The sequence below is a fragment of the Variovorax sp. W2I14 genome (assembly GCF_050435205.1).
GTDB classification, from domain to species: Bacteria; Pseudomonadota; Gammaproteobacteria; order Burkholderiales; family Burkholderiaceae_C; genus Variovorax; species Variovorax paradoxus_C.
Genome location: NZ_JBNDJX010000001.1, coordinates 4,892,872 through 4,906,786, shown reverse-complemented (window position 1 = coordinate 4,906,786; position 13,915 = coordinate 4,892,872). Strand labels below are relative to the sequence as shown.

Genomic DNA, 13,915 nt, shown 5'->3' with positions numbered 1-13,915 from the left:
GCAAGGCTTCGACAAGCTCAGCCCGAACGGTTCTGGTTTTCGCTCCCTCTGGCAGCGGCTTTACTTGCCTTGCTTCGCGCCGCCGGATTCGTAGATGTCCCAGGCCGCCTCGGCGCTGGCATCGCGATGGATCATGGCCATCAGTGCGCTGACCACCGCCGACGGATTGCCGTGCTGGTAGACGTTGCGCCCGTACACCATGCCGACCGCGCCCTGGTCGAGCAGCGTGCGCGAGCGCGCGAACACCTGCTGCAGGTCTTCGCGTCCGCCGCCGCGCACGAGCACGGGGCAACGCGCGGCCTGCACCACGCGATGGAAATCCTTCGGGTCGCTGGTCGGGTCGGCCTTGACGATGTCGGCGCCCATCTCGCGCGCGAGGCGCACCAGCGTCACGATCTTTTCGGCATCGCCATCGACCATGTAGCGGCTGCCGGGCGTGGGCGACTGCATCACCAGCGGCTCGATCATCAGCGGCATGCCGTAGCGGTCGCAGTCGGCGCGCACGCGTGCGATGTTCTGCACGCACTGGCGGAACAGGTCGGGCTCGTTCGGCAGCATGAAGAGGTTCACGACCACGCAAGCCGCATCGCGCTGCACGGCCGGCAGCACCGGGTCGTGCTCGTTCTGCAGCTGCGCCCACATCACGCGGTGAAGCGTGGCGTTGTAGGGGTTGCCCATGTCGATGCGCATCACCAGCGCGGGCTTGTCGCGGCCCGGGCGATCCTGCAGCAGGTCGGACTGGCCGTAGTTCAGTTGCAGCGCATCGGGCGCGGCGGCCACGAGCTTGTCGATGACCTGGGGCATGTCCTCCAGGCCGTCGAGGAACGAGGGCTCGTTGCACACGCCGTGATCGAGGGCGATGTCCAGGCAGCGGCCGTTGGTGAGCAGGCGGTTGAGCCGTGCTGTCTTGTCTTTCGACATGGGAAAGAACTCCTTGTGGGGGTCGGAAATGAAGAGGGAGGTATCAGGCGAGAGCGGAGAGGTGGCGCTTCGCCGCGGCGTCGATCAGCCGCAGGGCTTCGTCGCCCAGTTCGACCGCGCCGGCACCGGCGTTCTCGATGGCCTGCTGGCGCACACGCGCGCCGCAGAGTGCAACGGCCACGGTGCCGCGCGCAACGGTCCACGCGATCATCATCTGGCCGAACGAGCAGCCGAGCTTGGCGCGAATGGGCTCGAGCTCTTGGAAGAAGGCCTTGAGCGTCGCGCGGTTGGCTGCGCTGAAGCGCGGATTGCTCGCGCGCTGGTCGTCGCCCTTGAATTCGCGCTCGGGATCGATCGGGCCGGCAAGCAGGCCGAGCGCCAGCGACGAGTAGCCGAGCACCGCGACGTTGTGCTCGCTGCACAAGGGCGCGAGCGTGGCCTCGATCTCGCGGTCGATCAGGCTGTAGCGCTCCTGTGCCGCATCGACCGGACCGTAGCGCAGGTACTCGGCGAGCGTTTCGGGGCTCACGTTGCTCACGCCGATGGCGCGGATCTTTCCCTGCTTCTTCAGGTCGAGCAGCGCGTCCATGGTCTCGGCCACGGGCGTGGTGCTGTCCTGCCAGTGGGTGATGTAGAGGTCGATGTAGTCGGTCTGCAGGCGCTTCAGGCTCTCTTCGCACTCATGGAAGATCGACTCGCGCCCGAGGAAGCGGTACACCGGGTGGCCGTCTTCTTCGAAGAAGTGCGTACCTTGTTGTGTGTGCCAGACGAGGCCGCACTTGGTGGCGATCACGGCCTCTTGCCGGCGTCCCTTGAGCGCGGTGCCGACGATGCTTTCGGAGCGGCCGAGGCCGTAGGCCGGCGCGGTGTCGATCAGGTTCACGCCCGCATCGAGCGAGGCCTGGATGGCGATGACGGCGGCCGCGTTGTCCCCGCCGCCCCACATCCAGCCGCCCATGGCCCAGGTGCCCAGGCCGATGGCCGAGCATTCGATGCCCGACGGGCCCAGGGTGGTCTTCTTCATCTCGCTCTTCATCGCGTCTTCTTTCTGGTGTTCATGATGTGGTCGATGGTCACGGCCGCGAGCAGGATCAAGCCCTTGATCACGTCCTGCCAATACGGCGATACGTCCAGCAGGATCAGCGAGCTGGTCACCACCGAGAGGAGCGCCAGGCCGAGCACCGCGCCCAGCACCGTGCCCGAGCCGCCCTTGAGGCTGGCGCCGCCGATCACCGCTGCGGCGATCACGTTGAGTTCCATGCCCATGCCGAAGGTCGGCGTGGCGGCGCCGAAGCGCGCCGTGTAGATCACGCCGGCCAGGCCCGCCGAAGCGGAGCACAGCACCGTGACCCAGAACTTCACGCGGCCCACGCGAATGCCCGAATAGAGCGCCGCCTTCTCGTTGCTGCCCGTGTAGAACACGCGGCGCAGGAGCGTCGAGCGGCGCAGCACGAAGTCGCTCACCACCACGATCGCCAGGAAGATCAGGATGACCGCCGGCACACCGAAGAGCGTGCCCTGCCCGATGAACTTGAACTCCGCCGGCAGCGAGAACAGCGACTGCGGCGTGCCCTGCGTGAGCGCGAGGCAGAGGCCCCGCACGATCACCATGAACGCCAGCGAGGCAATGAAGTGATTGAGGCCGATGCGCGTGACGCAGCCGCCGATCATGGCGCCGATGAGCCCGCACATGCCGATGGCCACCAGGCTCGCCAGCCACGGGTCCACGCCCATCAGGAAGAGCTTGCCCGTCACCACCATCGCGAAGCACACCACCGAGCCCACCGAGAGGTCGATGCCGCCGACGATCAAGAGGATCGTCATGCCCACCACCACGATGCCTTCGATGGAGAAGGACAACAGCATCGCGCGCACGTTGTCCCAGGTGAGGAAGTAGGGTGACGCGAAGCTCATCGCGATGCACAGCACCGCAATGATCAGCAGCAGCCCTGCTTCGCGCATGCTTGTGAGTTTGTTGGCGGGCTTCACGGGGTCGCCTCCTAATTGGCCAGATTGCCCAGAATTCCGAGGAGGAAGGCCCGCATCGAGTTGTGCCGGGTAGTTCATGCTGTTTCCTGTTCGCAGAGTCCGGAAGCCAGCCGCAGCAGGGCCTCTTCCGTCATTTCGTTAGCTTCAAGTTCGCCCGCGACCTGGCCGTCGCGGATCACCAGGGCCCGGTCGCAGAGGCCGATGATTTCGGGCAGCTCCGACGAGATCACGATCACGCCCACGCCCTGGTTCGCGAGCTCGCGCAGGATGTGGTGGATCTCCGACTTCGCGCCCACGTCGACGCCGCGCGTGGGCTCGTCCATCAGCAGCACCGACGGGTTGGTGGCCAAGAGCTTGGCGATGGCCACCTTCTGCTGGTTGCCGCCCGAGAGGCTGGAGACCTCGATGGCGACGCCGTCGGATTTCAGGTTCAGCCTGGCGCCGAGCGTCTTCGCGAGCTTGTGCTCGGCCGAGCGCTGCAGGAGGCCCCAGGCCGAGCTCACGCGGCCGAGTGCCATCGACGACACGTTCTGTGCGATCGGCAGGTCGAGGAACACACCGGCCGCCTTGCGGTCTTCGCTGAGGTAGGCGATGCCGGCGCGCAGCGCGTCGCTGTACTTGCGGATGGTGAGCGTCTTGCCGTTCAAACGTACTGCGCCGCGCTTGGCGATGCGCAGGCCGCAGATGGTTTCGGCGAGTTCGCTGCGGCCGGCGCCCATGAGGCCCGCGATGCCGAGGATCTCGCCGCGCTGGAGCGCAAACGAGACGCCGTGCACGCGCTCGCCATCGGCGATGTCGTTCACTTCGAGCACGGGGCCGGAGGATTCCGAAGTTGGGGACGCGGATTGCTTCGGCGGGTAGTAGTTGCCGAGATCGCGCCCGACCATGCGGCGCACCAGCTCATCGGGCGTCGACCCAGCCAGCGGTCCGCAGTGAACATTGCGCCCGTCGCGCAGCACCGTGACGCGGTCGCAGTGCGTGAAGATTTCCGCCATGCGATGGCTGATGTAGATGATGCCGATGCCCTGCGCCTTCAGGTCGTGCAGCACGCGGAACAGCGCCGCCGACTCGTTGTCGGTCAGCGCGGCCGTGGGCTCGTCGAGGATCAGCACCTTGCAGTCGAGCGTGAGCGCCTTGGCGATCTCCACCAGCTGCTGGCTGGAGATGCTGAGGTCGCCCACCGGCGTGGCGGGGTCGATGTCCTGCCCGAGCCGGCGCAGCACCTTGGCCGCGCGTTCGTTGAAGCTGGCGTAGTTCATCCACGCCGCCTTGCCGGCGTTGATCTCCGGCATGAAGATGTTCTCGGCGACGGTCGCATCGGCGCACAGCGCGATCTCCTGGTGCACCAGGCCGATGCCCAGGCGCATCGCGTGCGCCGGTCCGTCGATCACGACCTTCTGGCCGTTCAGCAGGATCTCTCCCTCGTCGGGGCGGTGGATGCCGTCGATGATGTTCATCAACGTCGACTTCCCCGCGCCGTTCTCGCCGCACAGGGCGTGGATCTCGCCCGCATGCAGCGAGAAGTCCACGCCCGAGAGCGCGCGCGAAGCGCCGAAGCGCTTGCTGATTCCCTTCAGTTCGAGCAAGGCGCTCACTCGCCAATTCCCTTGGTGCCGCGGCGCGCGAGGTACTTGTCCCAGTAGAAGTCGTCGGCGTTGGCCTTGCTCACCACGGCCAGGCCGTTGTCCAGGAAGGGCACGGCCATCGGGTTCGTGCCGTTGCGCTTGGCGTCGTTCATCGGGTCGATGAGCGAGGGGTTCTTGGCCAGGAACAACATCATCATGCCCATGTAGCCCTGCATGCCCTGGTTCGGGTTGATGGCACCGAACACGTCGCCGGACTTGATCATGTCCAGGATCTTGGCGTTCACGTCGCAGCACATCACCTTGATGTTCTTCTTGGTCTCGACCTTGGCCTGCGCCGCGCCGAGCGCCGAGTTGGCCTCGGGCATGAAGAGCGCGCCCAGGTTCGGGTTGGCTTGCGCAAGACTCAGCACCGCCTGGTAGGCCTTGTTCGGGTCCTGGTTGCTGGCGGCGCGGCCGACCAGCTTCATGCCCGTGTGCTTGGTCTTCATGCGGTTCACGAAGGCCGAGATGCGGCGGTCGTGGTTGTCCTGGCCCGGGTTCTCCAGCACGGCGTATTCGCCCTTGCCGTTGAGCGAGGCGGCAATCGCGTCGGCCGCCTGCGTGCCTTCGCGGTCGTTGTCGGAAGTGACGAACGAGGTGCGCTTCGAATTCGGCGAATCGGCCGCGAAGGTGACGACCGGGATGCCCATCGCCGCCGCACGGTTGATCGGCTCGATGAACGGATCGGGGTTCATCGGATGCAGCAGGATGCCCGCGGGCTTGCGCGCCAGTTCCTGCTCGAACGACGCGAGCTGCTTGTTCACGTCGTACTCGGGCGTGCCGGTGTAGCGCGTCTTCACGCCCAGCGTGCGGCCGAGCTGCTTCATCATTTCGTAGACCGGAAACCAGTACTCCACGCCGGAGACCATCACGTTCATCACGTAGACGTCGCTGGCATTGCCGCGCAGGCCCGCGCCTGCAGCGGGGGCAGCTGCTTGCTGTTGCGCGAACGCGCTCGCACCGGCCAGGCCGATACCGGCAGCGGCTGCGGACTTCAGGAAATTACGCCTCATTCTTTGTCTCCTCACGTTGACTGGCAGAGCTTGCGACCTGCTTTTCGGGCAGGTCTTCGGGACCTCGGTGTCACATCGGTTGTTATGACAGGCTAGAATGTAATCCCGGCCCGATTGCCCCGAGTACTAGGGGAAACGCTACTGGTGATGGGCTTTTTTTCCGCCGAAGCTGTTATGACATGATGCCAAACATACTGATCGGCGTGGACATGGGCTCGAGCAGCCTGAAAGCCCTGGCGCTCGAAGCCGGAAGCGGCCGAGCCGTTGCCCTGTCCCGCATGCCTTTGCCGCACGACCGGCTCGCCGGCGGCGGCTGCGAAGTGCAAGCCACGGCCATCCGCGCCGCGCTCACCCACGTGCTGCGCGACGTGGCCCACCAGCTCGGGCCGCGTGCCGCCGAGGTCCGCGCCATGGCCTGCACCGGCCACGGCGCCGGCCTCTACGCGCTCGATGCGAACAACGAACTGGTCGGCGGCCGCGCCGTCGCCTCTACCGACCAGCGCGCCGATGCCCGCGCACGGACATTGGCCAAAAGCCAGGGCTCGCGGCTCTTCGAAGATGTGGGCTGCGGCCCCTGGCCCGGCCAGCCGACGGTGATCGCCGCCGAGCTGCTGGGCGCCGATGCCGTGCAGCGCGGCGAGCTGCGCCGCCTGCTGTTCGCGAAGGACTACCTCGGCTTCCTGCTGACCGGCGAAATCGCCACCGACGCCAGCGATGCGAGCACCGCCGGCCTGGTGTCGCTCGCCACCGGCGGCTGGTCGCAGATCGCCTTCGAGGCTTCGGGCCTCACGGACCTGGGCGCGCACAACTTCGGCCCGATCCTGCCGAGCGGCACCGTGCTCGGAAAACTGCGCGCCTCGGAGGCGGCGCTGTGCGGCCTGCCCGCCGGTATTCCGGTCGCGATGGGCGCCATCGACCTGCTCGCCTCGATGACCGCCATTTGCGCTGAACGCCGTGGCCGCGCGGTGCAGGTGTTCGGCACGTGGTGCGTGAACGCCGTCATCGGCCCGGTCATGGAGCCCAAGCCCGCCGTCGCCTCCATCGTGAATTTCGGCCGCACGCACGAGCGGCTCTATATGGAGAACAGCCCCTCTTCGATGGCCAACATCGCGTGGCTCGCGGGCGTGCTCGCGCTGCCCGATGCGCGCGCGGTGGTCGACCTCGCGATGACCGTGCCGCTCGGCGCCAGCGGCCTGCGCTTCGCGCCCTTCATCAATGGCGGCGGTGGCGTGACGGCCGGCTTCGTCGGCCTCAAGAGCCACCACACCCGGGCCGACATGGCACGCGCCGTGGTCGATGCCGTGGCGGCGCTGCATGTGCGCCAGACGGCGCGCCTGGCGGCCGGCGGCCTCGCCGTGTCCGCATCGACCGTGCTGGGCGGCGGCGCGAGCGATGCGCGCCTCGTGCGCCTGCTCGCCTCCTTCCTGGGCCGCCCGGTCGAGCGGTGCGCCGACGACGAGACCGGCGCGCGCGGCGCCGCGCTCTACGCCGCCATGTCGCAGGGCCTGGACGACGCGGCCGAGGGCAGTGCGCTGCTCGCGCCGTGCGACCTCATCGAACCCGATGCACGGGACGCACGCGCCCATGCGGATTTCAACGCCGATTTCAACGAACTGATCGACAGCATGTCACCTGTATTCACTCACATCGCGGGCGGTGCGCAATGAGCGCATGGCAACTCCCTTTCGTGCGTCCAGCCTCCTTGGCAGATCGCCATTTTTCGACCGTGATCGTCGGTGCCGGCATCAACGGCGTCGGCGTGTTCCGCGACCTGTCGCTGCAGCGCGTCGATTGCCTGATCGTCGACAAGGGCGACTTCGGCGCCGGCGCCAGCAGCGCGCCCTCGCGCATGATCCACGGCGGCCTGCGCTACCTGGAGAACGGCAGCTTCTCGCTGGTGGCCGAGGCCACGCGCGAGCGCAACCTGCTGCTGCGCAACGCTCCGCATCTCGTGCGTCCGCTCAAGACCGTGGTGCCGCTCGCGAACTTCTTCGGCGGCCTCATGAGCAGCGCGCTCAAGTTCTTCGGCCGCACGCCGCCGCAGCGCACGCGCGGCCTGCTGGCGGTGGCGCTGGGCCTGCGGCTCTATGACATCCTCGGCCGCCGCCAGCGCGTGATGCCGGGCCACCGCATCAGCCGCGTGCCGACCAACGACCGCAGCCTCTTCCGTGCGGCGATCCGCTGGACCGCGACCTTTTTCGATGCGTGGATCAGCCATCCCGAATGGCTCATCCTCGAACTCATCGGCGACGCCTGCCGCGACCAGCCGCGCTCGGCCGCCGCCAACTACTGCCGCGTGATGGGCTGCGCGGGCAACATCCTCACGCTGCGCGACGAACTCACCGGCGCATTGGTGCGCGTGACCGCCGACACCGTGGTGAACGCCACCGGCGCATGGCTCGACCGCAGCGCGGCCGTGCTCGGCGGCGCCGGCCCGCGCGTGATGGGCACCAAGGGCTCGCACCTCGTGCTCGACCATCCGGCGCTGCGCGATGCGCTCGACGGCCGCATGGCGTATTTCGAGGCGGTGGACGGGCGCGTGTGCATCGTCTATCCGTTCCTCGACCGTGTGCTCGTGGGCTCGACCGACATCCCGGTCGAAGACCCGGACCAGATCGTCACCGAACCCGCCGAGGTCGACTACCTCATCGACGTGCTGCGCGAGGTGTTCCCCAACATGGCCTTCGGCCGCGACCACGTGGTCTACACCTATGTCGGCGTGCGGCCGCTCGCGCGCTCCGATGCCGACAAGCCGGGCCAGATCTCGCGCGACCACTCGGTGGTCGTCGATCCGCCGAGCGCGACGCGCGACATTCCCATCGTCGGCCTCGTCGGCGGCAAGTGGACCACCTTCCGCTCGCTCGCCGAGGAAGCGACCACCGAAGTGCTGCAGCTTCTGGGGCGCTCGCGCACCGCATCGACCGAGCTGCTGCCCATCGGCGGTGGTGCGGACCTGCCGGCCGATGCGGCCGCGACCGAACGCTTCATCGAGAAGATGACGGCCTCGGGCATGGGCCGCGCGCGTGCACTGACGCTGCTCGCGCGCTACGGCTCGAAGGCGCTGCCGCTCGCGCAGCGCCTCGCCGCTTCGGGCGACGTGCCGTTGCAACACGCGCCCGACTATTCGGCCGCCGAACTCTCGTACCTGTGCCTGGAAACCGGAGTGGTGCACCTGGACGACCTCGTGATCCGCCGCACGCTGCTGGCGATTCGTGGCCTCGTCACCGATGCCGCGTTGGCGGAAATCTCGGGCATCGCGGCCGAGGCGCTGGGCTGGGACGCGGCGCGCGCGCACAAGGAGCTGCGCACCTGCGCGACCGCCCTGCGCGAGCACCACAACGTGCGCCTGCAGGCCGTGGCGCCCGACGTGGCGCCTTCTTTCGATGCATCATTGATGGCCAGCTCCGCCCTCGGCCAGTCCTAAAAGTGAACAGTCCCAACGACACCCTGTCGACCGTGCTCGACCGCAACTCCGAGTCCCCGCTGTGGGCCCAGTTCCGCGATGCGATCCGCCTGCAGATCCTGCAGGGCGTGCTGCCCATCGGCGCCAAGCTGCCATCCGAAGCCGAGCTGGGCGACCAGTTCGGCATCTCGCGCATCGTGGTGCGGGAAGCCCTGGCCGACCTGGTGCGCAACAACCTCATCTACAAGATCAAGGGCCGCGGCGCCTTCGTGTCGGCGCGGGAGCGCGACGAGGATTTCGTCTCGACCGTGCTGGGCTTCTCCGACGAAATGGAGCGCAAGGGCCGCTCGGTGCGCACGCAGATCCTCACGCAGGAACTGCGCGCGCCCACCGAGCAGGAAGCCGCGTCGCTGGGGCTCACGGAACCCGATGCACTGGTCGTTGCGCTCAAGCGTCTTCGCAGTGTCGATGGCGAGCTGCGCCTCCTGGTCGAGACCGTGGTGCCCGCGGACCTCACGCCGGGGCTGCATCGCACGCGGCTGGACGACCGTTCGCTCTACGACGTGCTCCGCCGCCAATATGGCCTGCGCCTGGTGCGCGCTGAACGCTGGATCGATGCAGTGCTGCCCGATGCAGAAACCTGCAAGCTGCTCGACCTGCCGCACCCCGAGCCGCTGTTGCGCATCGAATCGATCGCCTACGGCGCGAACGGCCGGCCGCTGGAGCACTACCGCGCGCTGCACCGCTGCAAGACGAGCCGCCTGCACGTGCAGACGACGACCTGAGTTCTCTGCTCCGTCAGGCCTTGGCGGCGTTGCCGCGCGAGGGCCAGAGCACCGAGGCGATCGCTACCATCATCAGTGCGACCGCGACCCAGTCCTGCCAATGGACGACCTCACCGAGCCACACCGCGCCGCTGAACACGCCGAGCACGGGGATGAACATCACGCTCAGGGTCGAAGCCACCGGCGGCAGGCCGCGAGCGAGGTAGAACCACGCCGCGTGCGCGAAGCCGAAGATCAGCACCGCGTTGTAGAGGATCGATCCCCAGGTCACCGTGCCTGGCCAGCGCCACGGGTCGCGCTCGAAGAGGAACGAGAGCACCGTCATCACGACGGCCGTCATCGCGGTCATCCAGAACGAAAGCGTGAGCGTCGGCAGCCCGATTCGCGTGTGGCGCAGCAGCTGCGTGCCCAGTGCCCATGTCGCCGCGGCCACCAGCGCGAGCGCGACGTAGCCGGGCCGCCCCGCAAGGTCGGTGAGTTCGTGCCACAGCAAGAGGCCCACGCCGATCGCGCACGCCCCCACGCCGATCCATGAACGCCGTGTGAGCACGGCAGAGAAGAGCACCGCGCCGATCACCGCCGAGAACACTGGCATCGTGTACCCCAGGATCGCCGCGCGCCCGCCCGACAGTGCCTTCACCGCAAGGATGATGCAGGCGTGCCAGACGAACATGTTGGTCGCGCCCAGCCACACCAGCTCGGGCCAGGCGCTGCGCGGCACGCGGAACGGCACCTTCATCCACACCAGCGCGAGGCCCAGCACGGGCAGGCCCAGCCAGATCGAGATCGCGCGAAAGGCGAGCGGCGGATAGTCGGCCACGCCCAGTTTCATCACCGGCCAGTTGAAACCCCAGGCGAGGGTCAGGAGGACGAGCAGGACGAACTGGCGCGGGGTGAAGGAGGGCATCTGTGAGGTCTACAGCAGACGCTTGAGATAACGCCCCGTATGGCTCGCTTCGTTCGCCGCGATGTCCTCGGGCGTGCCTTCGCCCACCACCGTGCCGCCGCCCGCGCCGCCCTCGGGGCCCATGTCGATGAGCCAGTCGGCTGTCTTGATGACGTCCAGGTTGTGCTCGATCACAACGATCGTGTTGCCCGCGTCGCGCAGCTGGTGCAGCACCTTCAGCAGCAGTTCGATGTCGGCGAAGTGCAGGCCGGTGGTCGGTTCGTCCAGGATGTAGAGCGTGCGGCCGGTGTCGCGCTTGCTCAGCTCCAGCGCAAGCTTCACGCGCTGCGCCTCGCCGCCCGAGAGCGTGGTGGCCGACTGGCCGAGCTTGATGTACGAGAGGCCCACGTCCAGCAGCGTGCGCAGCTTGCGCTCGATGGTCGGCACGGCCTTCAGGAACTCGTGCGCGGTCTCGACCGTCATCTCGAGGATCTGCGCGATGTTCTTGCCCTTGTACTGGACCTCGAGCGTTTCGCGGTTGTAGCGCTGACCGTGGCAGACCTCGCAAGGCACGTACACGTCGGGCAGGAAGTGCATCTCGACCTTCACCACGCCGTCGCCCTGGCAGGCCTCGCAGCGGCCGCCCGCCACGTTGAAGCTGAAGCGGCCCGGGCCGTAGCCGCGCTCGCGCGCGGTGTTGGTCTCGGCCATCAGCTCGCGGATCGGCGTGAAGAGGCCCGTGTAGGTGGCCGGGTTGCTGCGCGGCGTGCGGCCGATGGGGCTCTGGTCGACGTTGATGACCTTGTCGAAATACTCGATGCCCTCGACCGACTCGTGCTCGGCGGGCTCTTCGTGCGCGCGATACAGCGTGCGCGCGACGGCGGTGTAGAGCGTGTCGTTCACCAGCGTCGATTTGCCGGAGCCCGAGACGCCGGTCACGCACGTCAGCAGGCCGACCGGGAAGGCGACGCTCACGTTCTTGAGGTTGTTGCCGGTGGCGCCGACGACGCGGATTTCCTGCAGGTCGGTTTGCGAGGCGATGTGCGCCGCTTCGCGCGCGGCACGGCGTTCGGCCGCGGGGCTCTGCGGAAAGCGCGAAGGCTTCTTGCCTTCGTTGAAGGCCGGCTTCTTCACAGCGGGCAGCCACGCGGTGCGGTGCTTCGGCACCTCGATCTTCTTCGTGCCCGACAGGTACTGGCCGGTGAGCGAGTCGGGGTTGGCCGACACCTCGGCGTAGGTGCCCTGCGCCATCACGCGCCCACCGTGCACGCCGGCGCCGGGGCCCATGTCGATCACGTGGTCGGCGGCGTGGATCATGTCCTCGTCGTGCTCGACCACGATCACGCTGTTGCCGATGTCGCGCAGGTGCTTGAGCGTGCCGATGAGCCGGTCGTTGTCGCGCTGGTGCAGGCCGATGCTGGGCTCGTCGAGCACGTACATCACGCCCGTGAGGCCCGAGCCGATCTGCGAGGCCAGGCGGATGCGCTGTGCCTCGCCGCCCGAGAGCGTCTCGGCGCTGCGGTCCAGGCTCAGGTAGTTCAGGCCCACGTCGTTGAGGAATTTCAGGCGCAGGCCGATCTCGCGCACCACCTTGTCGGCGATGTCGGCCTTGGCGCCGCGCAGCTTGAGTGTCTGGAACCAGGCGAGCGAATCGCGCAGCGTGAGGTGGCTCAGTTCGAAGATCGCCATGCGCGGCGGCTCGCCGCCGTCGGCCGGGCGCGCCGATTCATCGACCAGGAACACGTTGCGGGCTTCGCGTCGAAGGCGCGAACCGCCGCAGTCGGGGCAGGGCTGAAGGTTGCGAAAGCGCGCGAGGTCTTCGCGCACCATCACCGAATCGGTCTCGCGGTAGCGCCGCGTCATGTTGGGGATGATCCCCTCGAAGGGGTGCTTCTTCGTGAGCTTCTTGCCCGCGAAGTTGCCCGATTCCGTGGTGTAGTTGAACTTGATCTCTTCAGCCGCCGAGCCGTTCAGCAGCACCTGCTGCACCGAGGCGGGCAGCGACTCGAAGGGCGCATCGACGTCGAACTTGTAGTGCTTCGCGACGCTCTCGATCATGCTGAAGTAATAGCCGTTGCGGCGGTCCCAGCCCTTGATGGCGCCGCTGGCGATCGAGAGCGACGGGAAGGCGACGACGCGCGCCGGGTCGAACACCTCGCGGTGACCGAGGCCGTCGCAGCTCGGGCACGCGCCCACGGGCGAGTTGAACGAGAAGAGGCGTGGCTCGAGCTCCGACAGCGAGTAGTGGCAGATCGGGCAGGCGAACTTGGCGTTGAACAGGTGTTCCTTGTCGGCCACCCCTTCAGCGCCCAGCTCGAGCGCAATCGCACGGCCTTCGGCCAGGCGCAGCGCGGCCTCGAAGCTCTCGGCCAGGCGCTGCTGCATGTCGGGTCGTGCGCGCAGGCGGTCGATGACGACGTCGATGTCGTGTTTCTCGGTCTTCTTGAGCTTGGGGAGGTCGTTGTATTCGTACGTCTGGCCGTCGACGCGGAAGCGCACGTAGCCGGCGGCCTGCATCTCGGCGAAGAGTTCGAGGAACTCGCCTTTCTTCTCGCGCGCCACGGGCGCCAGGATCAACAGGCGCGGCTCGTCGGGAATGGCGAGCGTGGCGTCCACCATCTGCGAGACCGTCTGAGCCTGCAGCGGCAGGTGGTGGTCGGGGCAGTAGGGCGTGCCGGCGCGGGCGAAGAGCAGGCGCAGGTAGTCGTGAATCTCGGTCACCGTGCCCACGGTGGAGCGCGGGTTGTGGCTGGTGGCCTTCTGCTCGATGCTGATCGCGGGCGACAGGCCTTCGATGACGTCCACGTCCGGCTTGTCCATCAACTGCAAAAACTGCCGCGCATAGGCCGACAGGCTCTCCACGTAACGCCGCTGCCCTTCGGCATACAGCGTGTCGAAGGCCAGGCTCGACTTGCCCGAGCCCGACAGGCCGGTGATCACCACCAGCTTGTTGCGCGGAATGTCCAGGTCGACGTTCTTCAGGTTGTGGGTGCGCGCACCGCGGATGCTGATGCGCTGCTGCGCCAGCACCGCGCCGAGGTAGGTGTCGCGTTCGAGTTGCGCGTCGCGTGCGCTTTCCTCTTGGGCGGCGAGTTCTTCAGTGGCTTTGGAATTCAAGGGGGCGATCGTCCGAGGGCAACCGGACATGATAGTCCGAGCAGCATTTCATGGCCAATGGACGGCTTCTGGCGCTTTCATGGCTGCTTCGCTGGTCGGCGCGTTCCAGGAGCCCGGCGGTGGCGCCCCGCCGGCCGGCATCGGGCACAATCCCCGGTTCTCTTTCTCCTCCTCCT

Annotated in this window: 10 protein-coding genes; 3 read left to right on the top strand and 7 right to left on the bottom strand. The window is 67.5% G+C overall.

The window, feature by feature from the left end; translation table 11 throughout:
- Positions 1 to 60: 60 nt before the first annotated feature.
- From QF040_RS22865 to QF040_RS22845, 5 genes are read right to left on the bottom strand one after another with little or no spacing between them, the layout of a single operon-like run.
- Complete coding sequence (locus tag QF040_RS22865) at positions 61 to 921, bottom strand: class I fructose-bisphosphate aldolase (protein ID WP_429612949.1); 861 nt, start codon at positions 919 to 921, stop codon at positions 61 to 63.
- A 43-nt stretch (positions 922 to 964) separates the two neighbouring features.
- A complete protein-coding gene (locus QF040_RS22860; protein ID WP_429612948.1) occupies positions 965 to 1,945 on the bottom strand; it encodes an aldo/keto reductase in 981 nt (326 codons plus the stop codon).
- An 8-nt stretch (positions 1,946 to 1,953) separates the two neighbouring features.
- Entirely contained in the window at positions 1,954 to 2,988 is a 1,035-nt protein-coding gene (locus QF040_RS22855) for an ABC transporter permease (protein WP_429612947.1), read from the bottom strand.
- A complete protein-coding gene (locus QF040_RS22850) occupies positions 2,985 to 4,505 on the bottom strand; it encodes a sugar ABC transporter ATP-binding protein (protein WP_429612946.1) in 1,521 nt (506 codons plus the stop codon). The genes QF040_RS22855 and QF040_RS22850 overlap by 4 nt, the downstream gene beginning before the upstream one ends.
- Positions 4,502 to 5,548, bottom strand: coding sequence for a substrate-binding domain-containing protein (locus tag QF040_RS22845; protein ID WP_429612945.1), 1,047 nt, complete (start codon positions 5,546 to 5,548; stop codon positions 4,502 to 4,504). The genes QF040_RS22850 and QF040_RS22845 overlap by 4 nt, the downstream gene beginning before the upstream one ends.
- 179 nt (positions 5,549 to 5,727) lie before the next feature.
- Between QF040_RS22845 and QF040_RS22840 the strand changes: the two genes are divergently transcribed.
- Genes QF040_RS22840 through QF040_RS22830 form a run of 3 tightly spaced genes read left to right on the top strand, consistent with a single transcriptional unit; the run spans position 5,728 to position 9,736 of the window.
- Positions 5,728 to 7,215 (top strand): FGGY family carbohydrate kinase, encoded by a 1,488-nt coding sequence (locus QF040_RS22840; protein ID WP_429612944.1) that lies wholly within the window; start codon positions 5,728 to 5,730, stop codon positions 7,213 to 7,215.
- Entirely contained in the window at positions 7,212 to 8,972 is a 1,761-nt protein-coding gene (locus QF040_RS22835; protein WP_307604729.1) for a glycerol-3-phosphate dehydrogenase/oxidase, read from the top strand. The genes QF040_RS22840 and QF040_RS22835 overlap by 4 nt, the downstream gene beginning before the upstream one ends.
- Before the next feature lie 2 nt (positions 8,973 to 8,974).
- Entirely contained in the window at positions 8,975 to 9,736 is a 762-nt protein-coding gene (locus QF040_RS22830) for a GntR family transcriptional regulator (RefSeq protein ID WP_429612943.1), read from the top strand.
- A 13-nt stretch (positions 9,737 to 9,749) separates the two neighbouring features.
- On the opposite strand, the gene QF040_RS22825 is transcribed toward QF040_RS22830, so the two are convergent.
- Positions 9,750 to 10,643 (bottom strand): DMT family transporter, encoded by an 894-nt coding sequence (locus QF040_RS22825; RefSeq protein ID WP_429612942.1) that lies wholly within the window; start codon positions 10,641 to 10,643, stop codon positions 9,750 to 9,752.
- A 9-nt stretch (positions 10,644 to 10,652) separates the two neighbouring features.
- Complete coding sequence (gene uvrA / locus QF040_RS22820) at positions 10,653 to 13,769, bottom strand: excinuclease ABC subunit UvrA (RefSeq protein ID WP_429612941.1); 3,117 nt, start codon at positions 13,767 to 13,769, stop codon at positions 10,653 to 10,655.
- Positions 13,770 to 13,915 lie beyond the last annotated feature (146 nt).

Excerpts from the sequence above, each read along its gene's own strand:
- QF040_RS22865 (WP_429612949.1), bottom strand. The coding sequence starts at position 921 with ATGTCGAAAGACAAGACAGCACGGCTCAACCGCCTGCTCACCAACGGC.
- QF040_RS22860 (WP_429612948.1), bottom strand. The coding sequence starts at position 1,945 with ATGAAGAAGACCACCCTGGGCCCGTCGGGCATCGAATGCTCGGCCATC.
- QF040_RS22855 (WP_429612947.1), bottom strand. The coding sequence starts at position 2,988 with ATGAACTACCCGGCACAACTCGATGCGGGCCTTCCTCCTCGGAATTCT.
- QF040_RS22845 (WP_429612945.1), bottom strand. The coding sequence starts at position 5,548 with ATGAGGCGTAATTTCCTGAAGTCCGCAGCCGCTGCCGGTATCGGCCTG.
- QF040_RS22840 (WP_429612944.1), top strand. The coding sequence starts at position 5,728 with ATGATGCCAAACATACTGATCGGCGTGGACATGGGCTCGAGCAGCCTG.
- QF040_RS22835 (WP_307604729.1), top strand. The coding sequence starts at position 7,212 with ATGAGCGCATGGCAACTCCCTTTCGTGCGTCCAGCCTCCTTGGCAGAT.
- QF040_RS22825 (WP_429612942.1), bottom strand. The coding sequence starts at position 10,643 with ATGCCCTCCTTCACCCCGCGCCAGTTCGTCCTGCTCGTCCTCCTGACC.
- uvrA (WP_429612941.1), bottom strand. The coding sequence starts at position 13,769 with ATGTCCGGTTGCCCTCGGACGATCGCCCCCTTGAATTCCAAAGCCACT.